Origin of the sequence: Primorskyibacter flagellatus (genome assembly GCF_900176485.1) — a bacterium.
In the GTDB taxonomy this organism is placed as follows: domain Bacteria; phylum Pseudomonadota; class Alphaproteobacteria; order Rhodobacterales; family Rhodobacteraceae; genus Primorskyibacter; species Primorskyibacter flagellatus.
The window spans coordinates 268,061-293,971 of sequence record NZ_FWYD01000002.1; the positions used below are offsets into that span (position 1 = coordinate 268,061).

The window sequence follows — 25,911 nt, forward strand, 5'->3', positions numbered from 1 at the left end:
AGCCCTATTCGTGCAGCAAGCCGCGCAGATAGTGACCATAATCGTTCTTCTTCAGCGTATCGGCGTGCTCTTCCAGCATCTTGGCATCTATCCAGCCCGAGGCGTAGGCGATCTCTTCCAGACAACCAGTCTGCATGCCCTGACGTTTTTGCAAGGTACGCACGAAGTTGCCCGCATCCAGAAGCGATCCGTGCGTTCCGGTATCCAGCCAGGCAAAGCCCCGCCCCATGCGCTTGACCGATAGCGAACCTTCGTGGAGGTACATTTCCAGCAGCGATGTGATTTCCACCTCGCCGCGTGCGGACGGTTTGACCTGATGCGCGCGCTCGGACGCTTTGCCATCCAGAAAATACAGGCCGGTGACCGCATATGACGATGGCGGCACCTCTGGCTTCTCGATGATCTCGGTGACATTGCCCTGGTCATCCATTGCCACCACGCCATAGCGTTCGGGATCGGCGACGTGATAGCCAAAGACGGTGCCGCCTTCTGTCTTGGCATCGGCTTCTTCCAGAAGTTCCGGCAGGCCGTGGCCAAAGAAGATGTTGTCGCCCAGAACCATGCAAGACGGCGCGCCATCCAGAAAATCCTCGGTCAGCGTATAGGCCTGCGCCAACCCGCCCGGATCGGGTTGCACCACATAGGTCAGTTTGATGCCCCACTGGCTGCCATCGCCCAGCACGCGCTTGAACTGATCCTGATCCTGTGGCGTGGTGATCATCGCAATCTCGCGGATACCGGCCAGCATCAATACGCTGAGCGGATAATAGATCATCGGCTTGTCATAGATTGGCATCAGCTGCTTTGAGACGCCGATGGTGATCGGATACAGACGCGTGCCGGATCCCCCTGCGAGGATAATGCCCTTGCGGTCGGTCATCGTGAGATTCCTTTCAGGTCGTTCAATACGTCGGTCAGGCTTTTGCGCCAATCCGGACGGTGAATGTCAAAGGCTGCCAAAAGGCTGGAACAGTCCAACCGCGAATTGGCGGGGCGGACGGCCTTGGTGGGAAAGTCGGAACTGGGAATATCGACAACCTCCGGAGTCAGCCCGGACTGGCGAAAGATCTCGCGGGCGAAATCGGCCCAGCTGACATCCGGCGCGCCACTGAAGTGATAGGTTCCGGACAGGCTAGCGTCCTCCTGCAGGGCGCGCGCGATGGTCAGGCAACTCGCCGCGATATCGGCAGCCGCCGTTGGTCCGCCGATCTGATCGGCGACGATGGTCAGCCGATCACGCTCTGCACCGAGGCGCAGCATGGTTTTGACGAAATTGCCTCCATGCGCGGAAAACACCCAACTGGTGCGCAGGATGACAAATGTGCCACCTGCCGCGCGAACGGCCTCTTCGCCGCGCAGCTTGCTGGCACCGTAAGCGCCCAGAGGTGCCACTTCGTCGTCAACGTTCCAGGGGCGCGTGCCGCCACCGTCGAAGACATAATCGGTCGAGATATGGATGAAAGGAATGCCTTTTTCCGCGCAGGCCCGCGCCATTGCGCCCGGAGCATCGCCGTTTATCACATTGGCCAGATCAGGCTCGTCCTCGGCATTGTCCACCGCCGTATAGGCCGCCGCGTTGATGACCACTGTTGCGTCGCTGGCAAGGATCGCCTTGGCGCAAGCCTCAGGGTCCGTCAGATCCGCCGTGTCACGGCCCATAGCCGTGACCTCTGCCTGCCGCTGCAACTCTGTCGCAACCTGCCCGGATTTGCCGAAAACGAGGATCGTCATGCGTTGGTGCCCAGACGGACCCCCACGCCCTGACGCGCCTGAAGCGCACGCCACCAGTCCTCGTTCTCAAGATACCAGTCCACCGTCTTGCGCAGGCCTTCTTCCAACGTCACCGAGGGACGCCAGCCCAGTTCCTTGCGAATGCGGGTCGGGTCGATCGCATAGCGCAGATCATGGCCGGGACGGTCTGTCACGAAGGTAATCTGCTGGGCATAACCCGCATCCTTGGGGCGCTTCTCGTCCAGAATGGCGCAGATCATTCGCACAAGATCGATATTCTTGGCCTCGTTCTCGCCACCGATATTATATGTGCGCCCGTTCACCCCGTGCTGCAACACGGTCAAAAGCGCATCGGCGTGATCCTCGACATACAGCCAGTCGCGGATATTCTCGCCCGCGCCGTAAACCGGGATCGGCTCTCCGGCCAGCGCCTTCAGGATCACCACGGGGATCAGCTTTTCCGGAAAATGATAGGGACCGTAATTGTTCGAGCAGTTGGTCAGGACAAAGGGCAGTCCGTAGGTTTCGCCCCAGGCGCGCACCAGATGATCGCTGGACGCTTTCGATGCAGAATAAGGCGAATTCGGCGCATAGGGCGTGTCCTCGGTAAACATGCCCGTATCGCCAAGCGTGCCGTAAACCTCGTCGGTCGAGATATGGTGGAACCGGAAATGCATTGGCCTTCCCATATCCAGCCAATACTGCCGCGACGCTTCCAGCAGCGTATAAGTGCCCTCGACATTGGTACGGATGAAATCGCCCGGACCGTCAATCGATCGGTCGACATGGCTTTCGGCGGCAAGATGCATCACAGCGTCGGGCTGGTGCACCTTGAAGATCCATTTCAGCGCCGAGGCGTCGCAGATATCGGCTTTTTCAAATGCATAAAAAGCATGGTCCTCAACCGAGGCGACATTTTCCAGGCAGGCCGCGTAAGTCAGCGCATCCAGATTGACGACTGCATGGCCATCACGAATGGCCTGCCGCACCACGGCAGAACCAATGAACCCAGCACCGCCGGTAACGAGAATTTTCATGAGTCAGCCCTCATATTCAAACGGGGATGTCCAATCCGCCAGCATCGGCGCCTTGGCATCCTTGTCGGACAAGACAGCGCTTGCGGGGTCGATACCCCAGTCGATGCCAATCTCCGGATCTGCGAAATGCACGGTCCCGTCACAGTCCGGCGCATAAACATCTGTTGTCTTGTAAAGCAGCACGGACCGCGGCGCGCGCGTCACAAACCCGTGCAGGAACCCTTTGGGCACGAACAGTTGGCGGCCATTATCCTCTGACAGTTCCACCCCCAGCCATTTCAGGTAGGTCGGCGATCCACGGCGCACATCCACCACAACATCCAACACGCAACCGCGTCCGGTGCGCACCAGTTTGTCCTGCGCATGGGGCGGTGCCTGATAGTGCAGACCGCGCACCGTGCCAACCGCTTCGCTGATCGACTGGTTGTCTTGCACGAAATCGTGATCCAATCCGGCGTCGCGCATGGTGTTGCGATTCCAAACTTCGGAAAAGCTTCCTCGCGCGTCACTGAACCGCTTTGGCGTTAAAATCAGAACGCCATCCAGCGCTGTCTGCTCTATGTCCAAGAACAACTTTCCTTGCTGTCTAAATTTGCTGCGTGATACCAACTCGACTTACCAGAGTCACGGCAGATTTGCCCAAGAGTTTCAAACTCTAACCCAAGGGCGAATTTTTACCTTCTGAACAACTATTTATTGCCATAATGCGCATTCCAAAAGTACAGGTTAACGGCCCGGAATATCTGCGCGCGCGGGCGCGGGTTCCCAAGCCTCAATAAGCTCTACAGCCTCCTGTGCGGTTTCGACATATCGAAACAGATCAAGATCTTCATCCGAAATTGTCCCGGCGTCTGCCAGTGCTTCCCAGTTGATGATGCGCTCCCAGAACGCGCGGCCAAACAGCAAAAACGGGACCCGGCTCATCCGTCCTGTCTGGATCAACGTCAGTGTTTCGAACATTTCGTCCAGCGTGCCGAACCCGCCCGGAAACACACAGATCGCGCGTGCGCGCATCAGGAAGTGCATTTTCCGGATCGCGAAATAGTGGAAATTGAAACACAGATCCGGCGTGACGTATTCGTTGGGTGCCTGCTCGTGCGGCAGCACGATGTTAAGACCGATCGACTGCCCGCCCGCGTCCTGCGCGCCGCGGTTGCCTGCTTCCATCACACCCGGTCCGCCACCGGTCACGATGACATTTTCCAGCCTTTTGCCGGTCATGCTTTTTTCTGTCATCAGCCGTGCGAATGTCCGAGCCTCATCATAGAAATGCGACAGATCGGCGAGCGTCTTGGTCCGGGCCGTGTCTTTGTTGGCAGGTGCAGGAATGCGGGCACCGCCGAACAGCACGATGGTCGATTCCACGCCACGCTCGTCCAATATCATCTGCGGCTTAAGAAGCTCCAACTGCAAGCGGACGGGGCGCAACTCCTCGCGGCACATGAATTCATGATCGTCAAAGGCCAACCGATAGGAAGGCGCCCGCGTCTGCGGCGTGTCGGGCACCTCGTCAGCGGTGCGTCGGTCAAGGCCCGCATCGCGGAAGGGGCTGTGGCGGTCATCTTGCATGGGCATGTGTCCTTGTTCGCATGTTTCCATGCCTATAGCCTTCGGCAAGGCGATACCAGCAAGCAGGAGACGGCAGGTGAATTGGCAGGATGAGATCGAGTCCGCGGCGCAGCGTATAAGGCCTTTTCTTCGCAAGACCCCAACCCTGCGCGCGGAAGGCTTCGGCCTGTCTTACCCGGTTGAGCTGAAGCTGGAACAGGTACAACACACCGGCAGTTTCAAGGCGCGCGGTGCGTTCAACACGCTGCTGTCGTCAGACGTACCCAAGGCGGGTGTCGTCGCGGCATCCGGCGGCAATCACGGCGCGGCGGTGGGCTTTGCCGCGTCGCGTCTGGGCCACCCGGCCCGGATCTTTGTGCCCGAGATGGCCGGCCCTGCGAAGATCGCCCTGATCCAACGGACCGGTGCGGAGCTGACGGTGGTGCCCGGTGCGTATTCGAACGCGCTGGATGCCGCCCGCGATCACGAAGACAGAACCGGTGCGATGCAGATCCACGCCTATGACGCCCCCGCCACGGTGGCCGGTCAAGGCACGGTGATGCGCGAATGGGAGAAACAGGGCCTGGAGGCTGACACCGTGTTGATCGCAGTGGGCGGCGGCGGGTTGATCGCAGGCGCGCTGGCCTGGCTGGGCGACCGCCGCAAGGTCGTGGCTGTCGAGCCTGACACCGCCTGCACCCTACACGCCGCGCTGAAGGCCGACACCCCTGTCGATGTCGAGGTTTCGGGCATCGCCGCCAATGCGCTCGGTGCCAGACGGATCGGCCAGATCTGTTTTGACCTGTCCCGGCACGGCGTGCAGTCCGTACTGGTCAACGACACTGCCATCGCACAGGCGCAGCAGGCGCTTTGGCACGAGACGCGGCAACTGGTCGAACCCGCGGGTGCTACGGCCCTCGCGGCCCTGATGTCCGGCTCTTATCGGCCCAAACCCGGCGAGCGGGTCGCAGTTTTGATCTGCGGTGGGAACCTCGCCCCCGATCCGGTGGCTTGACGTTGCGTCGCCATCTGTGATTGCCGCACCTCCCAGACACGGGTATAGGGCGGCAACGACAATTCGCCCAAACGGAGATACCGATGTCCAACGCACAGCTTGAAACCGCCATCGAAGCCGCCTGGGAGGCGCGCGACACCATCACGCCATCCACCGGCGGCGAGACCCGCGAAGCCATCGAAGACACGCTTAGCGCGCTCGATTCCGGAAAACTGCGTGTGGCAGAGCGTCAGGACAATGGCGATTGGCATGTCAATCAATGGGCCAAGAAGGCGGTATTGCTCGGGTTTCGGATCAAGGACATGGAGTTGCACGACAACGGCCCGCAGGGCTCTGGCTGGTGGGACAAGGTCGACAGCAAGTTCAAGGGCTGGGGCGACAACCAGTGGAAAGCCGCGGGCTTTCGCGCGGTGCCTAACTGTATCGTCCGCAAATCGGCCTATATCGCGCCCGGCGTGGTGCTGATGCCCTCCTTCGTGAACCTTGGCGCCTATGTCGATGAAGGCACGATGGTCGATACATGGGCGACCGTCGGGTCCTGCGCACAGATCGGCAAGGGCGTGCACCTGTCGGGCGGCGTCGGCATCGGCGGCGTTCTGGAACCCATGCAGGCCGGCCCCACCATCATCGAGGATAACTGCTTCATCGGTGCCCGCTCCGAGGTGGTCGAAGGCTGCATTGTCCGCGAAGGCTCTGTCCTTGGCATGGGCGTTTTCATCGGCCAGTCGACCAAGATCGTCGATCGCGAAACCGGTGACGTCATGTATGGCGAGGTTCCACCTTATTCCGTGGTCGTCGCAGGCTCCATGCCATCGAAGAACGGCATCAACCTTTACTGCGCGGTGATCGTCAAACGCGTGGACGCCCGGACCCGCTCCAAGACCGGCATCAACGAACTGCTGCGCGACTGAATCTGTTTTTTGTCGGAACCTTCCCGCTTGTTGCGACGTTGTTCCTCAGGACAGTTTTGCAATAGCGGGAAGGAATGACATGCAAGGAATAGGTTGGATTGCAGCGATCATCGTGGGCGGCCTCGCCGGATGGATCGCCAGCATGATTATGAAAGCCGATACAGGGATTTTCCTGAACATCATTCTCGGCATCGTCGGCGCAATTATCGCCAATGCCATCCTTGGCATTCTCGGCATTTTTGCAGCAGGATCGTGGCTTCCGCAGCTAATCGTGGGGATTGTTGGTGCCTGTATCCTTATATGGGGCTACCGCGCCATCAAAAGCTGACGCTTCCCATCACCGGAATTAACGTCTAGGACAGCCCCGCGCATTCCCGCGCGGGGTTTCGCATTTTGCGAGCAAGGAACTTGGCGGACATGACCGAAAAAAAGAAAAAGCCGCAACAGGTCTATACCCTTCTGGTGGAGGTCGGGCGCAAGACCGGCGACGGGCTGCCGAAAGGTGCCAGCGGAGCCGGGCTGATTTGCTTTGCCTCCGGCATTGACGAGGCCGAAGCCGTGCGCGAAACCGTAGCGATCCTCAAGCAGGCCGACATGGCACCGCTCGACGTCACAGGGTACGGCACTGCCGAGGAACGCGCTGCACAAGGCCACGAGATGGACGAGGATGAAACCGCCCTCATGGACCGCGCGCTTAAAGAAAATTCTGTGATCGTCGCCCAGGTCACGCCATTCTTCGACAAGGGCAAACCCTGACCCCGAACTGCCGAAACGTCAGAATTGACGCGTCACCTCTCCACTTGCTGAATAAAGAGTGCGCGGAAGCGCTCATTTGGATCACCCTGCGCCCGGTAGGACGCACATCGCAGTGGCGCTTTGCCCCCCGCTTGCCCCGCACAGCGTGATTGGTTTAAAAACCGCAAACCCGTGCAGCCCTTCCAGATCCGCAGCGCGAGCAAGAACAGCCGTCAAGCCGCAGGAGGGCACATGACCCAGATCAATCCAGAAACCCTGACCGCAGCGCTGGTCCGCTGCGCCTCTGTCACCCCCGACGAAGGCGGTGCGCTTATCTTGTTGCAAGACCTTCTCGAAGATGCCGGCTTCATCTGCACACGCGTGGACCGTGGCGGCGTGTCGAATCTCTTCGCGCGGTGGGGCGACAAGGGGCACCCCCGCACATTCGGTTTCAACGGACACACGGATGTCGTGCCGTTGGGGGATCCGGCTGACTGGACCATGCCGCCATTCGGCGCAAAGGTGAAGGACGGGTTTCTCTATGGCCGTGGCGCGACCGACATGAAGTCCGGCGTCGCCGCCTTCGCCGCCGCTGCGGTGGATTTCGTGCGCCAAACACCCCCGGACGGCTCGATCATCCTGACCATCACAGGAGACGAGGAAGGCGACGCCGTGGACGGCACTGTCGCACTGCTGGACTGGATGGACAAGGCAGACGAAGCGATGTCCGTCTGCCTTGTCGGCGAACCCACCTGCCCCGACCATATGGGCCAGATGATGAAAATCGGCCGACGCGGCTCGCTCAATGCCCATGTCACGGTGAAGGGCGTTCAGGGCCATTCCGCCTATCCACACCGCGCGATCAATCCGCTGCATGCGCTTGTCCGGCTGATGGACCGGCTGGCCAGCCACGAGCTTGACACGGGAACGGACCATTTCGACGCCTCGACCCTCGCGGTTGTCACCATCGACACGGGCAACCCGGCCACCAACGTGATCCCGGCAGAGGCGCGCGCGACGCTCAACATCCGCTTCAACGACGCGCATTCCGGTGCCAGCCTGTCGGAGTGGCTGCGCGAAGAGGCCGCCAAAGCAGACGCGGAATTTGGCACAACGACCGATCTGACCATCAAGATTTCGGGCGAAAGCTTCCTCACCCCGCCCGGCCCACTGTCCGATCTAGTTGCGCGCGCCGTGGAGGCGGAAACCGGCACCGTGCCAGAGGCTTCGACGACCGGCGGCACCTCGGATGCGCGGTTCGTCAAGAACCATTGCCCGGTTGTCGAATTTGGACTGGTCGGACGGACGATGCATCAGGTTGACGAGCGTGTCGAGGTTGCTCAGATCCATCAGCTGAAACGTATCTACACCCGGATGCTGCAAGACTACTTCGCCTGATATTTTCAGAGACGGCGGGCAGACGCGCGGTGCCCCAAAGAACCGCACATTTTTCGCAATGACGCGCGTCATGCGGCGTGATACGCCGTTGAATATGAAAACACTGCCCACAAAGGCGGAGATCCTGGATTGGATCGCCGCCAACCCGACCCTCAGCGCCAAACGCGACATTGCCAAAGCCTTTGGCATCAAAGGTGCCGCGCGTATCGACCTCAAGCGCCTGCTCAAGGAGCTGGAGGCCGAAGGGCATCTTGAAAAGCGCAAGAAAACCTATCGCGACCCGGACCGCCTGCCGCCCGTCAGCGTCTTGCAGGTCAAGGCACCGACGGCCGATGGTGATCTTTTCGCGCGGCCCTTGGAATGGCATGGCGAAGGGGTGGAACCCATCGTCCTGATCGTCACCCGCGCCAGTGATCCGGCCTTGGGCGAGGGTGACCGCATCCTTGGAAAGCTTCAGGTCGTGCATGAAGAGGACCACAATTACGAAGCGCGCGTGATCCGCCGGATCGGCACCAATCCGCAGCGCGTTGTCGGCATCTTCCGCAAGGGTGCCGAGGGCGGGCGCATTGTGAGTATCGACAAAGGCTCTGACAAGGAATGGAGCGTGCCTGACGACGCGGCACACGGCGCAAAGGACGGCGAGTTGGTCGAGGCGGAACAGGCAGGCCCCAAGGGCCGCATGGGCCTGCCACGCGCCCGCATTGTCGAACGGCTGGGCGACCCGTCTGCCCCCAAGGCCGTGTCGCTGATTGCCATTCACCAGCACGGCATCCCCGACAGCTTTCCCGACGAGGTCATCGCAGAGGCCGACGCGATGAAACCCGCAGGCCTGAAGGGCCGCGAGGATCTGCGCGACCTGCCCTTGATCACCATCGATCCCGTGGATGCACGCGACCGCGATGACGCCTGCTTTGCCCAGCCTGATGATGATCCCAAGAATGACGGCGGTCATATCGTCTGGGTCGCCATTGCCGATGTCGCACATTATGTGCGCCCCGGCTCTGCGCTTGACCACGAGGCGCGCAAACGCGGCAACTCCAGCTATTTTCCCGACCGCGTTGTGCCGATGCTGCCGGATCGGCTGTCTGGCGATCTGTGTTCGCTGCACGAAGGCGTTCCGCGCGCCTGTATGGCCGTACGGATGCGAATTGACGCGCATGGTCAGAAACTGGATCACCGCTTCGTGCGCGGCATGATGCGCTCGCCTGCCGCGCTAAGCTACCGCGAAGTGCAGGACGGGATGGACGGCACGCCAAGCGACAAGGTTGCGCCGCTGATGGACGACGTGATCCGCCCGCTGTTTGAAGCCTATTACGCGTTGCGCGACGCCCGGAATGCGCGCCAGCCGCTGGACCTTGACCTGCCCGAACGCAAGATCGTTCTGGATGAAAAAGGCAACGTCACCTCGGTGAACTTTTCGGAACGCTTTGACGCACACCGTCTGATCGAGGAATTCATGGTGCTGGCCAATGTCGCCGCCGCCGAAACCCTGATCGCCAAACGCACGCCGCTGTTGTTCCGGGTGCATGAGGAACCGCCGCCCGAAAAGCTGGATGCGCTGCGCGAGACGGCACAGGCGGCTGGGTTGACGCTCGCCAAGGGGCAGGTGCTGAAAACTGCGCATCTCAACAAGCTGCTGCATGACGCGGCTGGCACGGATGAGGCGGAATTAATCAACATATCCACGCTTCGGTCGATGACGCAGGCCTATTACAACGCCGAGAATTTCGGCCATTTCGGGCTGGCGTTGAAATCCTACGCGCATTTCACCTCGCCCATTCGGCGCTACGCCGACCTGATCGTGCACCGCGCGCTGATCACGGCGCATGGCTGGGGGGATGACGGCTTGTCGCCTCAGGAAATTGAGGGGCTGGAGACCACGGCGCAGCACATCTCGGACACCGAACGCCGGTCGATGATGGCAGAGCGCGACACCACCGATCGCTATCTGGCCTCGTATCTGTCCGAACGGGTCGGCGCGGAAATGGGCGGGCGAATCTCGGGCATTGCCCGGTTCGGCGCCTTTGTAAAGCTGGACGAAACCGGGGCGGATGGGTTGATCCCGATGCGCAATATCGGGTCGGAATATTTCCACTTTGACGCCGAGACGGCAACGCTGATGGGCGCGGATTCAGGCATGGAGATTGGCCTTGGCCAGCGCGTGACCGTGCGCCTGACCGAAGCTGTGCCGGTAACGGGGGGCATTGCGCTGGAACTTCTGGCGCTGGACGGTCAGACCATGCCGACCGGTCGGGGCCGATCCGGCACACGCGGCGCCCCACCCCGTCGCAAATCTGCAAAAGCCAAGAAAAAGGCAGCAAGCGTCAAACGCAAAAGCACCCGCCGCCGCTAAGAAACCGTGAGAATGGGAATTCTCCGCAATTCTGGGGTGGCACGTCGGCCTCCTGTCATTTTCTGTCAGCATCTGGCAGCATGATCTCAATATGAGCCGAACCGACCGATTATTGCATCTGATGCAGGGGCTGCGCAGCCTCGACCCGCCGGTGACTGCCGCCCGGCTGGCGCGCGAACTGGACGTCACCGAACGCACGATCTACCGCGACATCGCCACGCTGCGCGGGTTGGGGGCCGTGATAGATGGCGCGGCGGGGTTCGGCTATACCGTGACCGAGGATGCCAGCCTGCCGCCGCTTGCCTTCGACGACGAAGAGCTGGAGGCGCTGGTGCTGGGTCTGCGTGAAGTCGAAGCCGTGGCCGATCCGCATCTGGCCGCAGCCGCGACAGCCGCATTGTCCAAGCTGCGCGGCCGTCTGCCCGAACGGCAGGCGCACAGGTTGCAACATGCCGTGCTGACCGCGCACCGTTTTGCGCCGCCACCGCAGGCGACGGTGGACCTGCGTAGCCTGCGCAAGGCCGCCTGGGACGAGATGGAAATCCGCATCGCCTATCGCGACAAGAACGCGTGTGCGACCACCCGCCAGGTACGCCCGCTGCAAATCGTGTTCTTTCAGGACAGCCATTGTCTGCTGGCGTGGTGCTGTCTGCGGCAGGATTTCCGCGCCTTCCGGCTGGACCGCATCGCCGAACTGGAGGTTACCGGTCCCAGCTTTCGTCCTCATCGGACGTCATTGCTGCGCGCGCATCTGGCACTGTTGCGCGGCGGCGATCCGGCGATGGGCGAAACCCCGCGAACCGGACGCGGGGCGCTTTCGTAAGAGACGAAAATTGGCTATGATTCCGGTGATTTTGCGCGATTGAGGTATCCAATGTTTCGTTGCTCCGCCCCCGCCCTTCTGTCGCTGATATTGATGACGTCAGGCGCGGGCGCGAACCCGGTCGACAGCTCTGTCCGGCCCGTATCCCGCCCGTCAGATCCTCTGGTGGCGCAAATCGTTCAACTGGTCGCGCCAGCATCCTCGATCCGTCCGATAATGCGACCGGAATCACGCTCGGTTACCGCGACCGTCACACCGGTGGTGGACACGGCCTCGCAAAGCAAGCTGATGCGCTGGGTCGCCGGGTTTCGCGGACGTGCTTTGGGCGCGGGCATCAAACCTTCGGTTTTTGATGCTGCCTTCCGCAACGTCCGCTATGACCCTGACGTGATCCGCCGCGACCGCAACCAATCGGAGTTTACCAAATCCATCGGCGATTACCTTGCCTCCGCTGCCTCGGACTCGCGCGTGGAGAATGGCAAAGCCGCATTGCGTGAACATGGCCGCGCGCTGGAGGCGATAGAGGCGCGTTACGGCGTCGAAAAAGAGGTGGTTGCCGCGGTTTGGGGCATGGAGAGCGCCTATGGCACCCGTCGCGGCGAAGACCCGGTGATCAGCTCGCTGGCGACACTGGCCTTTGACGGACGTCGCGGAAAATTCTTCGAGCAGCAGTTGATCGCGGCGCTGGAAATCCTGCAATCGAACGATACAACACCCGAAAGCATGACCGGCAGTTGGGCGGGCGCAATGGGGCATACCCAGTTCATCCCGACCTCCTACCTTGCTCTGGCGGTGGACTTCACCGGCGATGGCAAACGCGACATCTGGTCGGATGATCCCACCGACGCATTGGCCTCGACCGCGAACTATCTGGCCAAAAGCGGCTGGAAAAAAGGGCAACCCTGGGGGGTAGAGGTCCGCATTCCGCGCGGCTTTGACTATTCACAAGCGCGCCGCGACCTGACCAAGATGCCCAGCGAATGGGCGCGGCTTGGCGTGACGGACATGACTGGCAACGCCGTTCGCGATTTCGGGCAGGCCTCGGTGATGCTGCCTGCGGGCGCGCAAGGTGCGGCGTTCCTGATCTTTTCCAACTTCAAGGCAATCGAGCGCTATAATGCCGCCGATGCCTATGTGATCGGTGTCGGCCACCTCAGCGACCGTTTGCGCGGCGGCGCCCCGATTCAGGCGGCTTGGCCGACCGGCGACCGGACGCTGAAATATGCAGAGCGCAAGGAAATGCAGCAACGCCTGACAGCCGCCGGGTTCAACACCGGTGGTGTGGATGGCAGAGTCGGACCAAAGACAAAGGCCGCGATGCAGGCGTACCAGAAATCCGTCGGCATGATCCCGGACGGCTATGCCTCGCTAAGCCTGCTGAACCGTTTGCGCTAGGGGCGCTGCACGTCGTCCCGCGGGCAATCGCCCGTGGTGCAGGCCAGAACACGCGCCTGCATTTCCGGTGTTGGTTCGGGATGGCTGAGGCCGCCGCACGGGTCCACATGCATCACGAGGCCTTGCTCTGTGCTTTCGACAAAACTCAGATAGCGCGTGTCGGGTTGCGGGCTGGCACACCACGGGCCGAAGCAATGTACGCGCAGGATGACATCGCGGTCAAACTCTGCCGTGAATCCGCCACTTGTCAGCGTTTTTCCGGTCAGATGCGCGGCAATGTCCGTCTCTGGCGGGGTCGCGCTTTGGTTATCATAGTCCACAACCGGCAGGCCCGAGGGATCAAAGCTTAGCATTCCCGTCACAACAAAATAGGTCTCGTCCGCAGAGGCCGCCTGTGCGTAGTCACGCGCAACGTCGGGGCGCATGCAGGACAGCGCATTTGCCTGACCTGCCACAAGCATCAACAGGGCTGCGATACTGGTTCGGGTCATAGTTGATCCTCGAAATCGGCCAGCACGCGGGCATAGACCTCGCGCTTGAAGGGAACGATGTTTTCGACCAGTTCCGATACAGGCAGCCAGCGCCACTCGGAAAACTCCGGATGGTCGGTGGCGATGTTCACCTGATCGTCCCTGCCGTGAAAGCGCAGCAGGAACCATTTCTGCTTCTGTCCGCGAAACCGGCCCTTCCAGATGCGCGGGACAAGATCATGCGGCAGATCATAGGGCAGCCAGTTTTTGGATTCCGCCTCGACCGTCACCAGATCGGCGGGCACGCCCGTCTCTTCCCATAACTCGCGCAGGGCGGCGTCGCGTGGGGTTTCGTCCTTGTCCACGCCGCCTTGCGGCATCTGCCAGGCGGGAGCGTCGTTATCAATGCGTTGCCCGACAAAGACGTGACCCGCCGCGTTAACCAGCATGACGCCGACGCAGGGACGATAGGGCAGTTTGGCGATATCTTCGGGGGTCATGTCCCGCCTCTCCGTCTGGCAAGGCCCGGCAAAGATGTGCTTCACCAGGCCTGTCCGGGGGTTCAGGCCGGCGCGGAAATCCCGCGCCGGCCTTGGATCAGTCCTTGGGGCCGAGGGCTGACAGGCCTTTGAGGATGTCGATGGCATATGCCAGCTGGTAGTCATCTTCGCGACGCTTGGCCGCCGCTTCTGCCTTGGCGCGGTCTTCCTCGATCTGGCGGATCTCATCCTCGGTCAGGCTGTCATTATCCAGGCTCCCGCGCAGGTCCGCCTCGGAGCGGAGCAACTGGTTCGCGCCCTCTTCTTCTTCGGTCTCTTCATTCGGCGTGCGGCGAGGTTGTTCAACGACGATGTCCGGGGACACGCCCAGTGCCTGAATTGACCGGCCCGACGGCGTGTAATAGCGCGCCGTGGTCAGACGCATCGCGCCGTCGCCGCGCAGCGGCATGACCGTCTGAACAGAGCCTTTGCCAAAGCTCTTGGTGCCAACGACGATGGCGCGGCGGTGATCCTGAAGCGCGCCGGCAACGATCTCGGAGGCCGAGGCAGACCCGCCATTGATCAGCACGACCAGCGGCTTGCCTTGCGAAAGGTCGCCCTCGACATAGCTTTCGGCGTTGTAGCGGTCGCCATCCACCAGATCACGGCCACGAGTCGAAACGATCTCGCCCTGTTCAAGAAACGCGTCCGACACCTTGATCGCCTGAGTCAGCAACCCGCCGGGGTTGTTGCGCAAGTCAAGAACGATGCCGTTCACCTTGTCCATGCCGCCTGCCGCCTCAACCTGTTCAGCCAGCCCTTCTTGCAGATTGGGGAAGGTCTGGTCGTTGAACGTGGTCACGCGCAGCACAACCGTTTCGCCTTCCAGACGTGTCCGCACAGCCGTCAGCTTGATCGTGTCGCGGATGATCGAGACATCGAAGGGTTCCGGGCTGCCTTCGCGCACCACGGTGACGATAATCTCGGACCCGACGGGTCCGCGCATCAGGTCCACGGCCTGATCCAGCGTCAGGCCAAGCACCGACTCACCGTCGACATGGGTGATGAAGTCACCCGATTCCATGCCGGCCTCGTCAGCGGGAGTGCCATCGATTGGCGAGACCACCTTGACGAAGCCCTCTTCCTGCGTGACCTCGATCCCGAGCCCGCCAAATTCGCCACGGGTCTGCACCCGCATGGCGTCAGCGTCATCAGGCGACAGATAGCTGGAATGCGGATCAAGCGAGGTCAGCATGCCGTTGATCGCGGCTTCGATCAGGTCGCCCTCATCGACTTCCTCGACATATTGCGCGCGGATCCTCTCGAAGATGTCGCCAAAAAGATCGAGCTGCTCATAGACATTGCCCGATTTGTTCTGCTCTTGCGCCAGCAGCGGCCCAACGAACTGCGTCGTCGCGACTATGCCTGCCAGAGTGCCGCCCAGTGCAGCCATCACAAACTTCTTCATGCGTCATCCCTTGTCGGTTGAGAACCACGTCAGGGGGTCGACGGGATCGTCTCCCTCTCTGACTTCCATATAGAGCGTTTCTGTCCATTGGGCGCCACCCCCCTCACCTGACTGTGACAGCCCCTCATCTGCCGCCGGCATCTCTCCCCCCATCAGGCCGACGGGACTGCCGGCGGGCAGGACCTGCCCGATGCGGCCGTAAACCTGATCCAGCCCCGCCAGAACGAACAGCAAATCGGCCTGCGGTTCAAGGATTGTGACCAACCCGTAATCCAGAAGCGGTCCGACATAGCGGATCGTTGCCGCCGTCGGCGTGGTGACAAGCGCGCGGGGCCGGGTGCCCACGACGATGCCGGGGCGTTCGACGCCCGCCGCATCCTCTTCGCCCGCTCCGCGCAGGATCTTGCCCGGCACCGGCAGTTCCAGATAGCCCTTGCGATCCGAAATCGCGGGCAGGCTGCCCGGCTCTTCGTCCTGTGTAATCTCGCCCAGACCTGCGGCGAAGTCGTTCAGCGTGTCGGTTCCGGCAATCAGGATCGCGGTGCGCACGGGGTCTTCGATGAAGCGTCGCGGCAGGTCCGTGCGGCTGTCGATGGCCTGGCTCAGTTCGGTCCGCGCCAGCTGCACGCCTTGCAACCCTTCGGTCAGGCGTTGCTCTGCCTCTTGTTGCAATTGCCGCAGGTCGGACACTTCTTTCAGGTCTTCCTTCAGCGCGGTTGCACGCGTGGCAAGCGCCGGGGTGACATCGGCCAAGAGCATCCCCGCCCGCGCGGTTCCGGTCGGGCCGGACGGATGCAGGGCAAGCACTGGCGCTTCGGAATTGCCAATGGTCATCAGCGCGCCCAGAAGATCGGAAATCTCGGCCTCTCGTTCCGCCAGATCGGCGCGCAGGTCCATTTCGCGCAGCGACACCCGTCGCAATCCCTCGCGCATGGCCGAAAGCCCGTCCTCATAGGCGCGCACCGTGGTGGTCAGTGCCTTCACGCGGTCGCGCGCGCTGTCGGCATCGTCCAACTGCTCTGACGCCTGTTCCAGCGCTTTTGCCGCCGCGCGTGCTGCGACGGCGGGGTCGTCCTGCGCCAGCGCGGGTGCTGCCAGAAAGATCAGGAACAGTGCAACGTATTTCATCGCCGGATCAGGCTTTCCCCGGTCATTTCAGCGGGCTTGTCCAGCCCCATTAATTCCAACAGCGTCGGGGCGAGATCCGCCAACCGACCGTTGCGAAGTGTCGCGCCTTCCGGGCCGCCGACCAGCAGCACAGGCACGGGATTGGTGGTGTGCGCCGTATGCGGCCCACCCGTTTCAGGATCTACCATGGTTTCGCAATTGCCATGGTCGGCGGTGACGATCATCGCGCCGCCTGCTTCGTTCAACGCTGCGACCACGCGGCCAAGACCTTCGTCAACTGCGGCACAGGCTTTCATCGCGGCTTGCAGATCGCCCGTATGTCCGACCATGTCGGGATTGGCATAGTTGGTCACGATCAGGTCGTAGCCTTGCTTGATGGCCTCGACAAACTTGTCCGTCACCTCGACCGAGGACATTTCGGGCTGCAAGTCATAGGTCGCGACCTTGGGCGAGGACGGCATGAACCGGTCCTCGTGTTCCTCGGGCTTTTCTCGGCCACCGTTCAGGAAAAAGGTCACATGCGGATATTTTTCGGTCTCTGCGAGACGAAATTGGGTTTTGCCGTGATGTGACACCCATTCGCCCAGCGTGTTGACGATCACCCGTTTGGGGTAGGCCGTCTGCATATAGACATTATGTGCGTCGGAATATTCCACCAGGCCAAGCATCTGGCCGAATGCAGGCTTTGCAACGCGATCGAACCCCTCGAAATCGAGCGCACCGATTGAGGCCAGAATTTCGCGCGCGCGATCGGCGCGGAAGTTGAGGCAGAAGAACCCATCGCCTTCAGCCATGCCAGCATAGTCACCGATCACCGTCGCAGGGATGAATTCGTCATTCTTGCCATTGGCGTAGGATTGCACCACGGCCTCGACAGGATCGGCCGCCGTGGCCGTGCCTTTGCCCTCGATCATCGCCGCATAGGCGGTCTCCACCCGGTCCCAGCGGTTGTCGCGGTCCATCGCGTAATACCGCCCGATGACGGTGGCGATTGTCACAGGCGCGCCCGAGCGTCCTGCCGCCCAACCCACCAATTCCTGGACAAAACCTTTTGCCGAATCCGGGGCCACGTCACGCCCATCGGTGATGGCGTGCAGATAAACCGGCACGCCCGCATCCGCGATCATCGCCATGGCGGCCTTGATATGGCTGATATGACCATGAACACCGCCATCCGACACGACCCCCATCAGATGCGCCGCGCCGCCGGTGCTTTTCAGCTTGCCGATAAAGGCGTTGATCGCCTCATTCTTGAAAAACGACCCATCCTCGATGGCAAGGTCGATCTGGCCCAGATCCATCGCCACAACGCGGCCCGCACCGATATTGGTGTGGCCAACTTCGGAATTGCCCATCTGGCCGGTCGGCAGGCCGACATCCGGTCCATGCGTGACAAGCTGTGCATGCGGGCAGGTCTGCGCGAGGTGATCCATTGTCGGGGTGTCGGCCAAGGCAGGCGCATTCGCCTCTTGCCGGTCAGACAGGCCCCAGCCGTCGAGAATACACAGAACAACGAGTTTGGGATGTCTCATCAAGGGCGTCTCCGTGATTTTCTATCGGCTGTCTACCCCAACGCTCGGATGAAGCGAAGTGGGTTTTGAGGTAAATCCGCCGGGTCAATGCGCCGTTTTCCACCCACAAGGCGTTACGTCCCCTTCAAACTTGCGCGCAAGGCGACTAGGCATAGGCAAGTCATTCTTACCGGATCAGGACACCCGCCCATGAAGATGCTGGATACTTTCATCAAACCGATGCATCCGGAGGGACGCAAATTCGTTGCGATCTTCGCCGCGATCACCCTGGTGCTGTTCTTCGTCTGGGAGGTTCTGGGCTGGATCGGCGTTGGTGCCACGGTGTGGTGCTACTACTTCTTCCGCGACCCCGAACGCGTCACGCCGAAACGCAAAGGCGTTCTGGTCAGCCCGGCAGATGGCGTCATCTCGTTGATCGAACCCGCCATCCCGCCAAAAGAGCTGGGGATGGGCGAGCGTGCCCTGACCCGCGTCAGCGTTTTCATGAACGTGTTCAACTGCCATGTGAACCGAGCCCCCATCGCCGGCACCGTGTCACAGGTGGCGTATCGTCCGGGCAAGTTTCTGAACGCGTCGCTTGACAAGGCCAGCGTTGACAACGAACGCAACAGCCTGCGGATCGACATGGCAGACGGGCGGTCCATCGCCGTGGTGCAGATCGCCGGGCTGGTTGCTCGCCGCATCGTTTGCTGGACAGATCCCGGCACGACCCTGGCCACGGGCGAACGGTTTGGCCTGATCCGCTTTGGCTCGCGGCTGGATGTGTACCTGCCCGATGGTGTGGCGCCTCTCGTCAGCATAGGTCAGACGATGGTGGCCGGAGAGACCGTCATCGCTGACCTGTCCGATGCTCCCGTACGGGTTGACTGAGCAATGTCGTCACAGACAGAGCCACCCCGCAAGGATTTCGCGCTGATCCACCTGCTGCCCAACATGTTGACCATCGGGTCGATCTGCGCGGGCCTGACCGCCATCCGGGCCGGCACTCAGGGCGATTTTCTGACAGCAGTCCTGCTGATCTTTGCCGCCTGCGTTCTTGACGGGCTGGATGGGCGTCTGGCCCGCGCGCTGAAAGTCGACAGCAAGATGGGGGCCGAACTGGATTCGCTGGCCGATTTCCTGAATTTCGGCGTCGCCCCGCCATTGCTACTGTATTTCTGGGCATTGCAGGACACGCGCAGCGCGGGCTGGCTTTCCGTCCTGATCTACACCGTCTGCTGCGTCGTCCGCCTTGCCCGGTTCAATGTCAGCACGAAAGCCACGGAACCCACGATCAGCCGGGCCTATTTTGTCGGTGTTCCCTCACCGGCAGGCGCGATGCTGGTGATGCTGCCGATGTACCTGTCCTTTGCATTCACCGACCGGTCGCTGGTGCCGGATGCGCTGATCTGCATCTACATGGTGGGGGTCGGCCTTCTGATGATCAGCCGCATCCCGACATGGTCTTTCAAAAGCACGCGGGTGTCGCGGGAAAACGTAAAATATTTCCTTGTCGCGGTGGCTTTTGTGGGGGCCGCAGTGCTGACTTATGCATGGATCGCCTTGATCGCGCTGTGTCTGGGTTATATCGCAACGGTAGCCTGGGCACTTCTGGTGCATCGTCGGAAACGCATTCGCAAAGGGTAGACTTGATGGATATCAAGGCAGTCGAAAGTTCTTATGCCCGCTGGGCACCGATCTACGACAACACTTTTGGCGCGATCACCAAAGCCGGACGACGACGCGCCGTGACCTATATCAGCGCGCAGGGCGGCAAGGTTCTGGAGGTCGGCGTCGGCACCGGACTGTCACTGGAACATTACAGCGATCAAACACGCGTCACCGGCATCGACTTTTCCAAGGAGATGCTGCGCAAGGCCCGCGCCAAGGTGGCGCTGATGCGGTTGCGCCACGTCGAGTCCTTGCGCCAGATGGATGCGCGCGCCCTCGACTTTCCGGACAACTCTTTTGACATCGTGGCGGCAATGCATGTGCTGTCGGTTGTGCCGGAGCCTGAAAAGGTGATGGCCGAGATCGCCCGCGTCTGTCGGCCCGGTGGCAAGGTCGTCATCACCAATCATTTCGCGCGCAGCAAGGGCGTCCTGGGGGCGGTTGCCAACCTCGCCTCGCCTTTTGCCAACCTGCTGGGCTGGCATTCGGATTTTGAAATCGAGACGGTACTGCAAGAACCCGATTTGCAGATTGAGGAAAAACGCGCATTGCCACCCTTGGGCGTAATGACGTTTCTGGTACTTAAAAAAGCGACCTGACCCAGCCTGTTTGAGGCCGCGCCGACCGTTCAGGGCTGTTTTGGCGCGGTTATAAAATGCAGTCAGGCCATTGGATGGAAATTTCCAGACCTGCCCAAGCGTTCCGGATTGCTGCAAACCGACAAGGCGGAACGGCATCTTGCGACGCAAGGCTATGATGACCAAAAGGCTGGATCAGACGCTGTCAGATTTTCGCTTGCAGTTGCAGCGCCTTGGCGCGGTCCGGCGAAATGCCCAGGACTTCTTCGATCTGGTGCAGCAACACATCCTCTTCTTCGTGCCTGATGCCGTCGGCGTAGACCACGGCCCAAAGTGCGGCTAGTGTTGCCTCGCGCTCTTCACTGCTGATTGCGTCGCGCAGGATCGCCGTCATTTCGGCGGTGTCGGGCATACCGCTTTCCAGTTTTTCACAAGCGGCACGCAGTTTCGCGGCCTCAACCGCATTGATGTCGTGGCGTTTGGCAAGGACGCGATCAATCAGACTGATTTCTTCAAACAGGTACGCTTTGTCGGCTTTTGCCGCGCGCACCATCAAGGCACCCATTGCGTGGCGTGCGTCGGCCTCTGGCAGCGGGGTCTGATACCCAGTGGGGTTTTGCAGGAAGGCGAGCAGGCTTTCGAACATATCAATTCCTAAAATTGTGACACCACCAGACCAGTGGCAAGGTATGCGGGACAACAGAAGCAGTCGTCGTTGCTTTCATGCTGCGACGCGCGGACACCCGACATGATCGTCGGATGTCTGCCAGATGCGTTTCGCGCGCAATTCCGATCTGTCCCGTGTCATAGAAAACGCCCCGCAAGTGACTTGCGGAGCGCTTGGAAGAGTGCAGCCTGAGCGGCAGATTTGGATCAGGCCGCGTTCGGCAGGATCACGATTTCCACCCGGCGGTTCTGCTGGCGGCCCTGAGGTGTCAGGTTCGACGCGATCGGCTGATCCTCGCCGCGGCCGAAGGACTGAATGCGACCGGAAGAGACACCATTGGAAATCAGGATACCCGAGACCGCCTGCGCACGGCGCGACGACAGGCCCTGATTGTAAGAGGCTTCGCCCGTGTTATCCGTGTGGCCGATGACCTGAATGGTGGTGTTCGGGTAGGATTGCAGGTTGCTGGCCAGCGCGCGCAGATCGCCTTGCAGGTCAGGGCGGACTGCGGTGCTGTCGGTGGCGAACAGAATATCCTGCGGCAACGTCACGATCAGACGGTCGCCGGTGTTCACGATATCGACATTGTTGCCCATCGACTGGCGCAGCGCGGCTTCCTGCTTGTCCAGATTGTTGCCGATCAGACCACCGACTGCGGCGCCGGCGGCGGCACCTGCCAGTGTGTTCTTGACGCGGTCGTCATTGTTGCCGCCGATAACGCGACCGGCAACGGCACCGCCAAGCGCGCCGATCAATGCGCCTTGCTTTGCCTGGCGGTTGGGATCGTTCTGATAATCAGCCGTGGTGCAGGCGGTCACGGCCATAAGGCCGGCGGTCGCCAAAATGGTGGGGCGGAAAGTTAAGCTCATGTCTTATTGCCTCGTCTGAATTGCGCGCGTGTCTGCACGTCCGTTTTGCGTTGAGCACTATAGGGAATGTTCTATCGCTGCCCAACCATACAACAAGAGGAAATCGGCGATGTTCCGCGCATCGTGAACAAATCGCGCGCTCAGGCGTCCGCGCGGGCACCTTCATAGGCGAGAATTGCGCGCTTTACGGGAAGGCCCCAATGATAGCCCCCCAACGCGCCGGATCTCCGCAAGGCCCGGTGGCAGGGAATAAGCAGGCTGATCGGGTTGCGCCCCACCGCCGTGCCCACCGCCCGGACGGCCTTGGGGTGGCCCACGGCCTGCGCGATTTCGGAATAGGTGGTGACGTGACCCGAGGGAATTCGCAACAGCGCCTCCCACACCTTGAGCTGAAACGGCGCACCTATCAGGTAAAGCGGCGTCGGCTCTGCTGTCGCATCACCTACGCCGAAGGCTGACTGCGCCCACGGGCGCAGACGCTCCGTATCCTCGACGAAGGAAGCCCCCGGCCAACGTGCGGTCAGATCGGCCATTGCCGCCGTCTCGCCGGATTCGGCGGCGAAGGCGATACCACAGATGCCCTTGTCGGTGCCCATGACCAAGGCGGGACCAAAGGGGCTTTCATACCAGCCCCAATAGATCACCAGCCCGGCACCGCCGCGCGCAAATTCACCCGGACTCATCGCCTCCCACCGCAAAAAGAGGTCATGCAAACGTCCGCCGCCTGACAGCCCCGTGGAATGCGCGGCCTCCAGCGTGGTGAACCGCTCGCGCAGCAGGGTCTTCGCGTGGCCCAGCGTCAGATATTGCTGGTAACGCTTGGGCGAAACACCCACCCATCGCGAAAACAGGCGCTGGAAATGCGCGGAGCTCATATCCATCGCGGCGGCGAGATCTTCCAGTGACAACGGGTCTTTGGCGGCGTCGATCAGGTCAATCGCCCGGCGCATGACGTGGAAATGATAGCCACCTTCCGCAAGATCCTCTGGCATGTCGCGTCCTTTCGTTTTGACCATCTTACCGCGCGGGCGCATCGTCCCGCGACCCGAATATTGCGCAACCTGACAAAGCGGTGCATACGGCCTGCCATGGCAAAGCAGCTAGATTATCATACGATCCGCGAGATCTTTACCCGCTTCCAGACGGCGGAACCCGAACCAAAGGGCGAGTTGGATCATGTGAACGCCTACACGCTGGTCGTGGCGGTGGCGCTGTCCGCGCAAGCGACCGATGCGGGCGTCAACAAGGCGACGGCCAAATTGTTCCAGATCGCCGACACGCCCGAAAAGATGCTGGCGCTTGGCGAAGAGGCAGTGACCGAGCATATCAAGACCATCGGCCTGTACCGCAACAAGGCCCGGAATGTCATCAAGCTAAGCCGCATTCTGGTCGAGGATTACGACGGTCAGGTGCCCTGTTCGCGGGCGGCGCTGGAATCGCTGCCCGGTGTGGGCCGCAAGACTGCCAATGTGGTGCTGAACATGTGGTGGCACTACCCGGCCCAAGCCGTGGACACGCATATCTTTCGCTTCGGCAACCGGTCGGGCGTCTGTCCGGGCAAGGATGTCGTCGCGGTCGAACGCGCCATAGAAGACAATATTCCCGTGGATTTCCAGCAGCATGCGCATCACTGGATGATCCTGCACGGACGCTATACCTGCGTCGCGCGCAAACCGAAATGCAATGCCTGCCTGATCCGTGATCTGTGCGAATTCGAGGACAAGACCCCATGAAGAAATATCAGGTTGTCGGGATCGGCAACGCCGTCGTCGATGTCATCACCCAATGCGATGACAGCTTTCTGGAACAGATGGGCATCGGCAAGGGCATCATGCAACTGATCGAGACTGAGCGCGCGCAGCTGCTGTATGCGTCGATGAAGGACCGGGTTCAGGCACCCGGCGGATCGGTGGCCAATACGCTGGCGGGGCTGGGCAGTCTGGGGCTACGCACCGGGTTCATCGGGCGCGTGCATGACGACGCCCTGGGGCGGTTCTATGCGCAGGCGATGACCGATGATGGCACGGATTTCGTGAATGCCCCGGTTCCGGGCGGCGAATTGCCAACCTCGCGCAGCATGATTTTTGTCACGCCCGATGGCGAGCGGTCGATGAACACCTATCTGGGCATCTCGGCAGAGCTTGGCCCGGATGACGTGCCCGAAGACGTTGCCTCGGATGCGGAAATCGTCTTCCTCGAAGGGTATCTCTTTGACAAGGACAAGGGCAAAGAGGCGTTCATCCGTCTTGCCCGGACCTGCCGTGCGGCTGGGGGCAAGGCCGGCATCTCGATCTCTGACCCGTTCTGCGTTGAACGCCACCGCGACGACTTCCTAAATCTGATCGAGAACGAGATGGATTTCGTCATTGGCAACGAGGCTGAAATCCGCTCGCTGTTTCAGAACAACGATCTGGATGCCGATCTGGCGCGCGTTTCGGCGATCTGCCCGCTTGTGGTCTGCACACGGTCCGGAGACGGCGTGACGATCATCCGCGACGGCGCGCGCACCGATGTTCCCGTCGACAGGGTCGTCCCCGTGGATGCAACCGGCGCGGGCGATCAGTTTGCCGCCGGGTTCCTTTACGGACTGGCCACGGGCGCTGACATGGCCACCGCCGGGCGCATGGGCTGTGTCGCTGCGGGCGAAGTGATCAGCCATATGGGCGCACGACCAGAGGCAAACCTGTTGCAATTGTTCCGTCGCAGCAACCTGACCTGAGCCTATTCAGCCCCGGTCTGCACCGGGTTTCACGTCAAATCTGCGCGAGGGCTTTGCGCGACTCAACCTTTGAGTGTATACTGGCGGCATTTAAAGACGCTGTCCCGCGCGGGACAGCATGTATTTATCGCTGTTATTTTTTCATCAAAGGACTTGTCTCATGGCCCAGTATATTCTTCTACGCGACGAAAATGCCTCTGCCCTTTCTCATTTGCGCGGTGGCACCTTCAGTGGACCGACCGCCGGTATCTCCGGCAACGAAGGGATGTTTCGCGCGCCTCCTTCGCCCGTGATCGAAACCGTCGATCTGTCAGCGGGCGACATGCGCGATGCCGCGCGCGATCCTTCGATCCTGAGCATGGCCCGGTCCATGCCGACGCGGTTGATCGAACCGGAACCAATGGAAAATGTCAGCGATGCAGATGCAGTGCCTGCCTGGGGGATCACCAGCGTCGGCGCGGACACCTCGCCCTTTGACGGCAGCGGGGTGCGCGTGGCGGTACTGGATACCGGGATTGACGCTGCCCATCCGGCATTTGCAGGCGTCACCCTGACTCAAAAGGACTTTTCAGGCTCTGGCGATCAGGATGCCAACGGCCACGGCACACATTGCGCGGGCACGATCTTTGGCCGCGACGTAGACGGCACCCGGATCGGAGTGGCACCCGGCGTCACCGATGCGTTGATCGGCAAGGTGCTGGACGATAACGGAAGCGGATCGTCCGAGATGCTGTTCAACGCGATGCGCTGGGTGTCGGGACAGGAAAAACCCGCGCGGGTGATTTCCATGTCGCTGGGTTTCGATTTCCCCGGCTTCGCAGAACGGCTGGTTCAGCAAAACAATCTTCCGGTCCTGCTGGCCACCTCTGTCGCGCTTGAAGGCTACCGGATGAATCTGCGAATGTTCGACGCGCTGATGTCGATGATCCGTCGGCAGGCCGATTTCAACGGCGGCACGGTCGTTGTAGCTGCCGCCGGGAATGAAAGCCGCCGCCAGATCTCGCCCGATTTCGAAGTGTCGGTCAGTGTTCCTGCCGCCGCAGAAGGCGTGGTTTCGGTGGGCGCCTTGGGACAAAGCGGCAGCGGACTGACCGTGGCACCGTTTTCCAACACAAACCCGGTGGTCAGCGCGCCGGGGGTCGGCATCGTTTCGGCCCGGTCAGGCGGAGGTTTGCGGTCCCTCAACGGCACATCCATGGCAACGCCGCATGTTGCGGGGATCACCGCGCTTTGGTGGCAGGCATTGGCGCAGTCAGGCGTGCCGCTGACCGCCCGCGCAGTGGACTCGCGACTGCTGGCCACGGCCGTGACGTCCGGCTTTGCGCCGGGGACGGATTTGATGGACCGGGGACAAGGCCTGGTTCAGGCACCGTCGGCAGCGATGAACTAAAGCATCAGGGCCGCG

27 protein-coding genes are annotated in these 25,911 nt (G+C 61.2%); 14 read left to right on the top strand and 13 right to left on the bottom strand.

Features of this window, described 5'->3' with window-relative positions:
- Positions 1 to 4: 4 nt before the first annotated feature.
- The 5 genes from rfbA to B8991_RS04185 form a co-directional block, all read right to left on the bottom strand.
- Positions 5 to 880: a glucose-1-phosphate thymidylyltransferase RfbA gene (gene rfbA / locus B8991_RS04165; protein WP_084350605.1), complete on the bottom strand. Its 876-nt coding sequence runs from the start codon at positions 878 to 880 to the stop codon at positions 5 to 7.
- On the bottom strand, positions 877 to 1,731 hold the full coding sequence (rfbD, locus tag B8991_RS04170) for a dTDP-4-dehydrorhamnose reductase (protein ID WP_084350607.1): 855 nt from the start codon (positions 1,729 to 1,731) through the stop codon (positions 877 to 879). The genes rfbA and rfbD overlap by 4 nt, the downstream gene beginning before the upstream one ends.
- On the bottom strand, positions 1,728 to 2,768 hold the full coding sequence (rfbB, locus tag B8991_RS04175; RefSeq protein ID WP_084350609.1) for a dTDP-glucose 4,6-dehydratase: 1,041 nt from the start codon (positions 2,766 to 2,768) through the stop codon (positions 1,728 to 1,730). The genes rfbD and rfbB overlap by 4 nt, the downstream gene beginning before the upstream one ends.
- Positions 2,769 to 2,771: 3 nt before the next feature.
- Positions 2,772 to 3,335, bottom strand: a complete 564-nt coding sequence (gene rfbC / locus B8991_RS04180) for a dTDP-4-dehydrorhamnose 3,5-epimerase (protein WP_084350611.1) — start codon at positions 3,333 to 3,335, stop codon at positions 2,772 to 2,774.
- A gap of 159 nt (positions 3,336 to 3,494) precedes the next feature.
- Positions 3,495 to 4,337 (bottom strand): LOG family protein, encoded by an 843-nt coding sequence (locus B8991_RS04185; protein ID WP_084351137.1) that lies wholly within the window; start codon positions 4,335 to 4,337, stop codon positions 3,495 to 3,497.
- Between the two features lie 76 nt (positions 4,338 to 4,413).
- Between B8991_RS04185 and B8991_RS04190 the strand changes: the two genes are divergently transcribed.
- The 8 genes from B8991_RS04190 (at position 4,414) to B8991_RS04225 (ending at position 12,946) form a co-directional block, all read left to right on the top strand.
- On the top strand, positions 4,414 to 5,331 hold the full coding sequence (locus B8991_RS04190) for a threonine/serine dehydratase (protein ID WP_084350613.1): 918 nt from the start codon (positions 4,414 to 4,416) through the stop codon (positions 5,329 to 5,331).
- A gap of 83 nt (positions 5,332 to 5,414) precedes the next feature.
- The gene (gene dapD, locus B8991_RS04195; protein WP_084350615.1) at positions 5,415 to 6,242 is read left to right on the top strand and encodes a 2,3,4,5-tetrahydropyridine-2,6-dicarboxylate N-succinyltransferase; all 828 of its coding nucleotides are present in this window, start codon (positions 5,415 to 5,417) and stop codon (positions 6,240 to 6,242) included.
- Positions 6,243 to 6,321: 79 nt separating this feature from the next.
- A complete protein-coding gene (locus B8991_RS04200; protein ID WP_084350617.1) occupies positions 6,322 to 6,570 on the top strand; it encodes a GlsB/YeaQ/YmgE family stress response membrane protein in 249 nt (82 codons plus the stop codon).
- Between the two features lie 89 nt (positions 6,571 to 6,659).
- On the top strand, positions 6,660 to 6,998 hold the full coding sequence (locus B8991_RS04205) for a hypothetical protein (protein ID WP_084350619.1): 339 nt from the start codon (positions 6,660 to 6,662) through the stop codon (positions 6,996 to 6,998).
- A gap of 231 nt (positions 6,999 to 7,229) precedes the next feature.
- Positions 7,230 to 8,375 carry a succinyl-diaminopimelate desuccinylase gene (dapE, locus tag B8991_RS04210; RefSeq protein WP_084350621.1) on the top strand — a complete coding sequence of 382 codons (1,146 nt, stop codon included), beginning with the start codon at positions 7,230 to 7,232 and terminating at the stop codon, positions 8,373 to 8,375.
- 94 nt (positions 8,376 to 8,469) lie between these two features.
- The gene (gene rnr / locus B8991_RS04215; protein WP_084351139.1) at positions 8,470 to 10,728 is read left to right on the top strand and encodes a ribonuclease R; all 2,259 of its coding nucleotides are present in this window, start codon (positions 8,470 to 8,472) and stop codon (positions 10,726 to 10,728) included.
- Positions 10,729 to 10,819: 91 nt separating this feature from the next.
- Positions 10,820 to 11,551, top strand: a complete 732-nt coding sequence (locus B8991_RS04220) for a helix-turn-helix transcriptional regulator (protein ID WP_084350623.1) — start codon at positions 10,820 to 10,822, stop codon at positions 11,549 to 11,551.
- Between the two features lie 51 nt (positions 11,552 to 11,602).
- Positions 11,603 to 12,946: a lytic murein transglycosylase gene (locus B8991_RS04225; RefSeq protein WP_084350625.1), complete on the top strand. Its 1,344-nt coding sequence runs from the start codon at positions 11,603 to 11,605 to the stop codon at positions 12,944 to 12,946.
- On the opposite strand, the gene B8991_RS04230 is transcribed toward B8991_RS04225, so the two are convergent.
- The 5 genes from B8991_RS04230 to gpmI all read right to left on the bottom strand — a co-directional run bounded on the left by B8991_RS04230 (position 12,943) and on the right by gpmI (position 18,023).
- A complete protein-coding gene (locus B8991_RS04230) occupies positions 12,943 to 13,437 on the bottom strand; it encodes a hypothetical protein (RefSeq protein ID WP_084350627.1) in 495 nt (164 codons plus the stop codon). The two genes, B8991_RS04225 and B8991_RS04230, sit on opposite strands and share 4 nt — an antisense overlap.
- Positions 13,434 to 13,916: an RNA pyrophosphohydrolase gene (locus B8991_RS04235; RefSeq protein ID WP_084350629.1), complete on the bottom strand. Its 483-nt coding sequence runs from the start codon at positions 13,914 to 13,916 to the stop codon at positions 13,434 to 13,436. The genes B8991_RS04230 and B8991_RS04235 overlap by 4 nt, the downstream gene beginning before the upstream one ends.
- 97 nt (positions 13,917 to 14,013) lie before the next feature.
- The gene (locus tag B8991_RS04240; protein ID WP_084350631.1) at positions 14,014 to 15,363 is read right to left on the bottom strand and encodes a S41 family peptidase; all 1,350 of its coding nucleotides are present in this window, start codon (positions 15,361 to 15,363) and stop codon (positions 14,014 to 14,016) included.
- A gap of 3 nt (positions 15,364 to 15,366) precedes the next feature.
- Positions 15,367 to 16,491: a murein hydrolase activator EnvC family protein gene (locus B8991_RS04245; protein WP_084350633.1), complete on the bottom strand. Its 1,125-nt coding sequence runs from the start codon at positions 16,489 to 16,491 to the stop codon at positions 15,367 to 15,369.
- Positions 16,488 to 18,023 carry a 2,3-bisphosphoglycerate-independent phosphoglycerate mutase gene (gene gpmI, locus B8991_RS04250; protein ID WP_084350635.1) on the bottom strand — a complete coding sequence of 512 codons (1,536 nt, stop codon included), beginning with the start codon at positions 18,021 to 18,023 and terminating at the stop codon, positions 16,488 to 16,490. Before gpmI ends, B8991_RS04245 begins: the two co-directional genes overlap by 4 nt.
- A gap of 189 nt (positions 18,024 to 18,212) precedes the next feature.
- On the opposite strand from gpmI, the gene B8991_RS04255 reads away from it, so the two are divergent.
- Genes B8991_RS04255 through B8991_RS04265 form a run of 3 tightly spaced genes read left to right on the top strand, consistent with a single transcriptional unit; the run spans position 18,213 to position 20,272 of the window.
- On the top strand, positions 18,213 to 18,893 hold the full coding sequence (locus B8991_RS04255) for a phosphatidylserine decarboxylase (protein ID WP_084350637.1): 681 nt from the start codon (positions 18,213 to 18,215) through the stop codon (positions 18,891 to 18,893).
- A 3-nt stretch (positions 18,894 to 18,896) separates the two neighbouring features.
- Complete coding sequence (gene pssA / locus B8991_RS04260) at positions 18,897 to 19,649, top strand: CDP-diacylglycerol--serine O-phosphatidyltransferase (protein WP_084350639.1); 753 nt, start codon at positions 18,897 to 18,899, stop codon at positions 19,647 to 19,649.
- 5 nt (positions 19,650 to 19,654) lie between these two features.
- Entirely contained in the window at positions 19,655 to 20,272 is a 618-nt protein-coding gene (locus tag B8991_RS04265) for a class I SAM-dependent methyltransferase (RefSeq protein WP_084350641.1), read from the top strand.
- A gap of 184 nt (positions 20,273 to 20,456) precedes the next feature.
- Here the strand turns inward: B8991_RS04265 and B8991_RS04270 are convergent, their stop codons facing one another.
- The 3 genes from B8991_RS04270 to B8991_RS04280 form a co-directional block, all read right to left on the bottom strand.
- Positions 20,457 to 20,897, bottom strand: a complete 441-nt coding sequence (locus B8991_RS04270; protein ID WP_084350643.1) for a tellurite resistance TerB family protein — start codon at positions 20,895 to 20,897, stop codon at positions 20,457 to 20,459.
- Between the two features lie 227 nt (positions 20,898 to 21,124).
- Positions 21,125 to 21,787 carry a YiaD family glycine zipper/OmpA-like lipoprotein gene (locus tag B8991_RS04275; protein WP_084350645.1) on the bottom strand — a complete coding sequence of 221 codons (663 nt, stop codon included), beginning with the start codon at positions 21,785 to 21,787 and terminating at the stop codon, positions 21,125 to 21,127.
- A 140-nt stretch (positions 21,788 to 21,927) separates the two neighbouring features.
- A complete protein-coding gene (locus B8991_RS04280; RefSeq protein WP_084351141.1) occupies positions 21,928 to 22,779 on the bottom strand; it encodes a methylated-DNA--[protein]-cysteine S-methyltransferase in 852 nt (283 codons plus the stop codon).
- A gap of 96 nt (positions 22,780 to 22,875) precedes the next feature.
- Between B8991_RS04280 and nth the strand changes: the two genes are divergently transcribed.
- The 3 genes from nth to B8991_RS04295 all read left to right on the top strand — a co-directional run bounded on the left by nth (position 22,876) and on the right by B8991_RS04295 (position 25,896).
- Positions 22,876 to 23,520 carry an endonuclease III gene (gene nth / locus B8991_RS04285; RefSeq protein ID WP_084350647.1) on the top strand — a complete coding sequence of 215 codons (645 nt, stop codon included), beginning with the start codon at positions 22,876 to 22,878 and terminating at the stop codon, positions 23,518 to 23,520.
- Positions 23,517 to 24,506, top strand: a complete 990-nt coding sequence (locus tag B8991_RS04290; protein WP_084350649.1) for an adenosine kinase — start codon at positions 23,517 to 23,519, stop codon at positions 24,504 to 24,506. The genes nth and B8991_RS04290 overlap by 4 nt, the downstream gene beginning before the upstream one ends.
- 160 nt (positions 24,507 to 24,666) lie before the next feature.
- Positions 24,667 to 25,896, top strand: coding sequence for a S8 family peptidase (locus B8991_RS04295; RefSeq protein ID WP_084350651.1), 1,230 nt, complete (start codon positions 24,667 to 24,669; stop codon positions 25,894 to 25,896).
- Positions 25,897 to 25,911 lie beyond the last annotated feature (15 nt).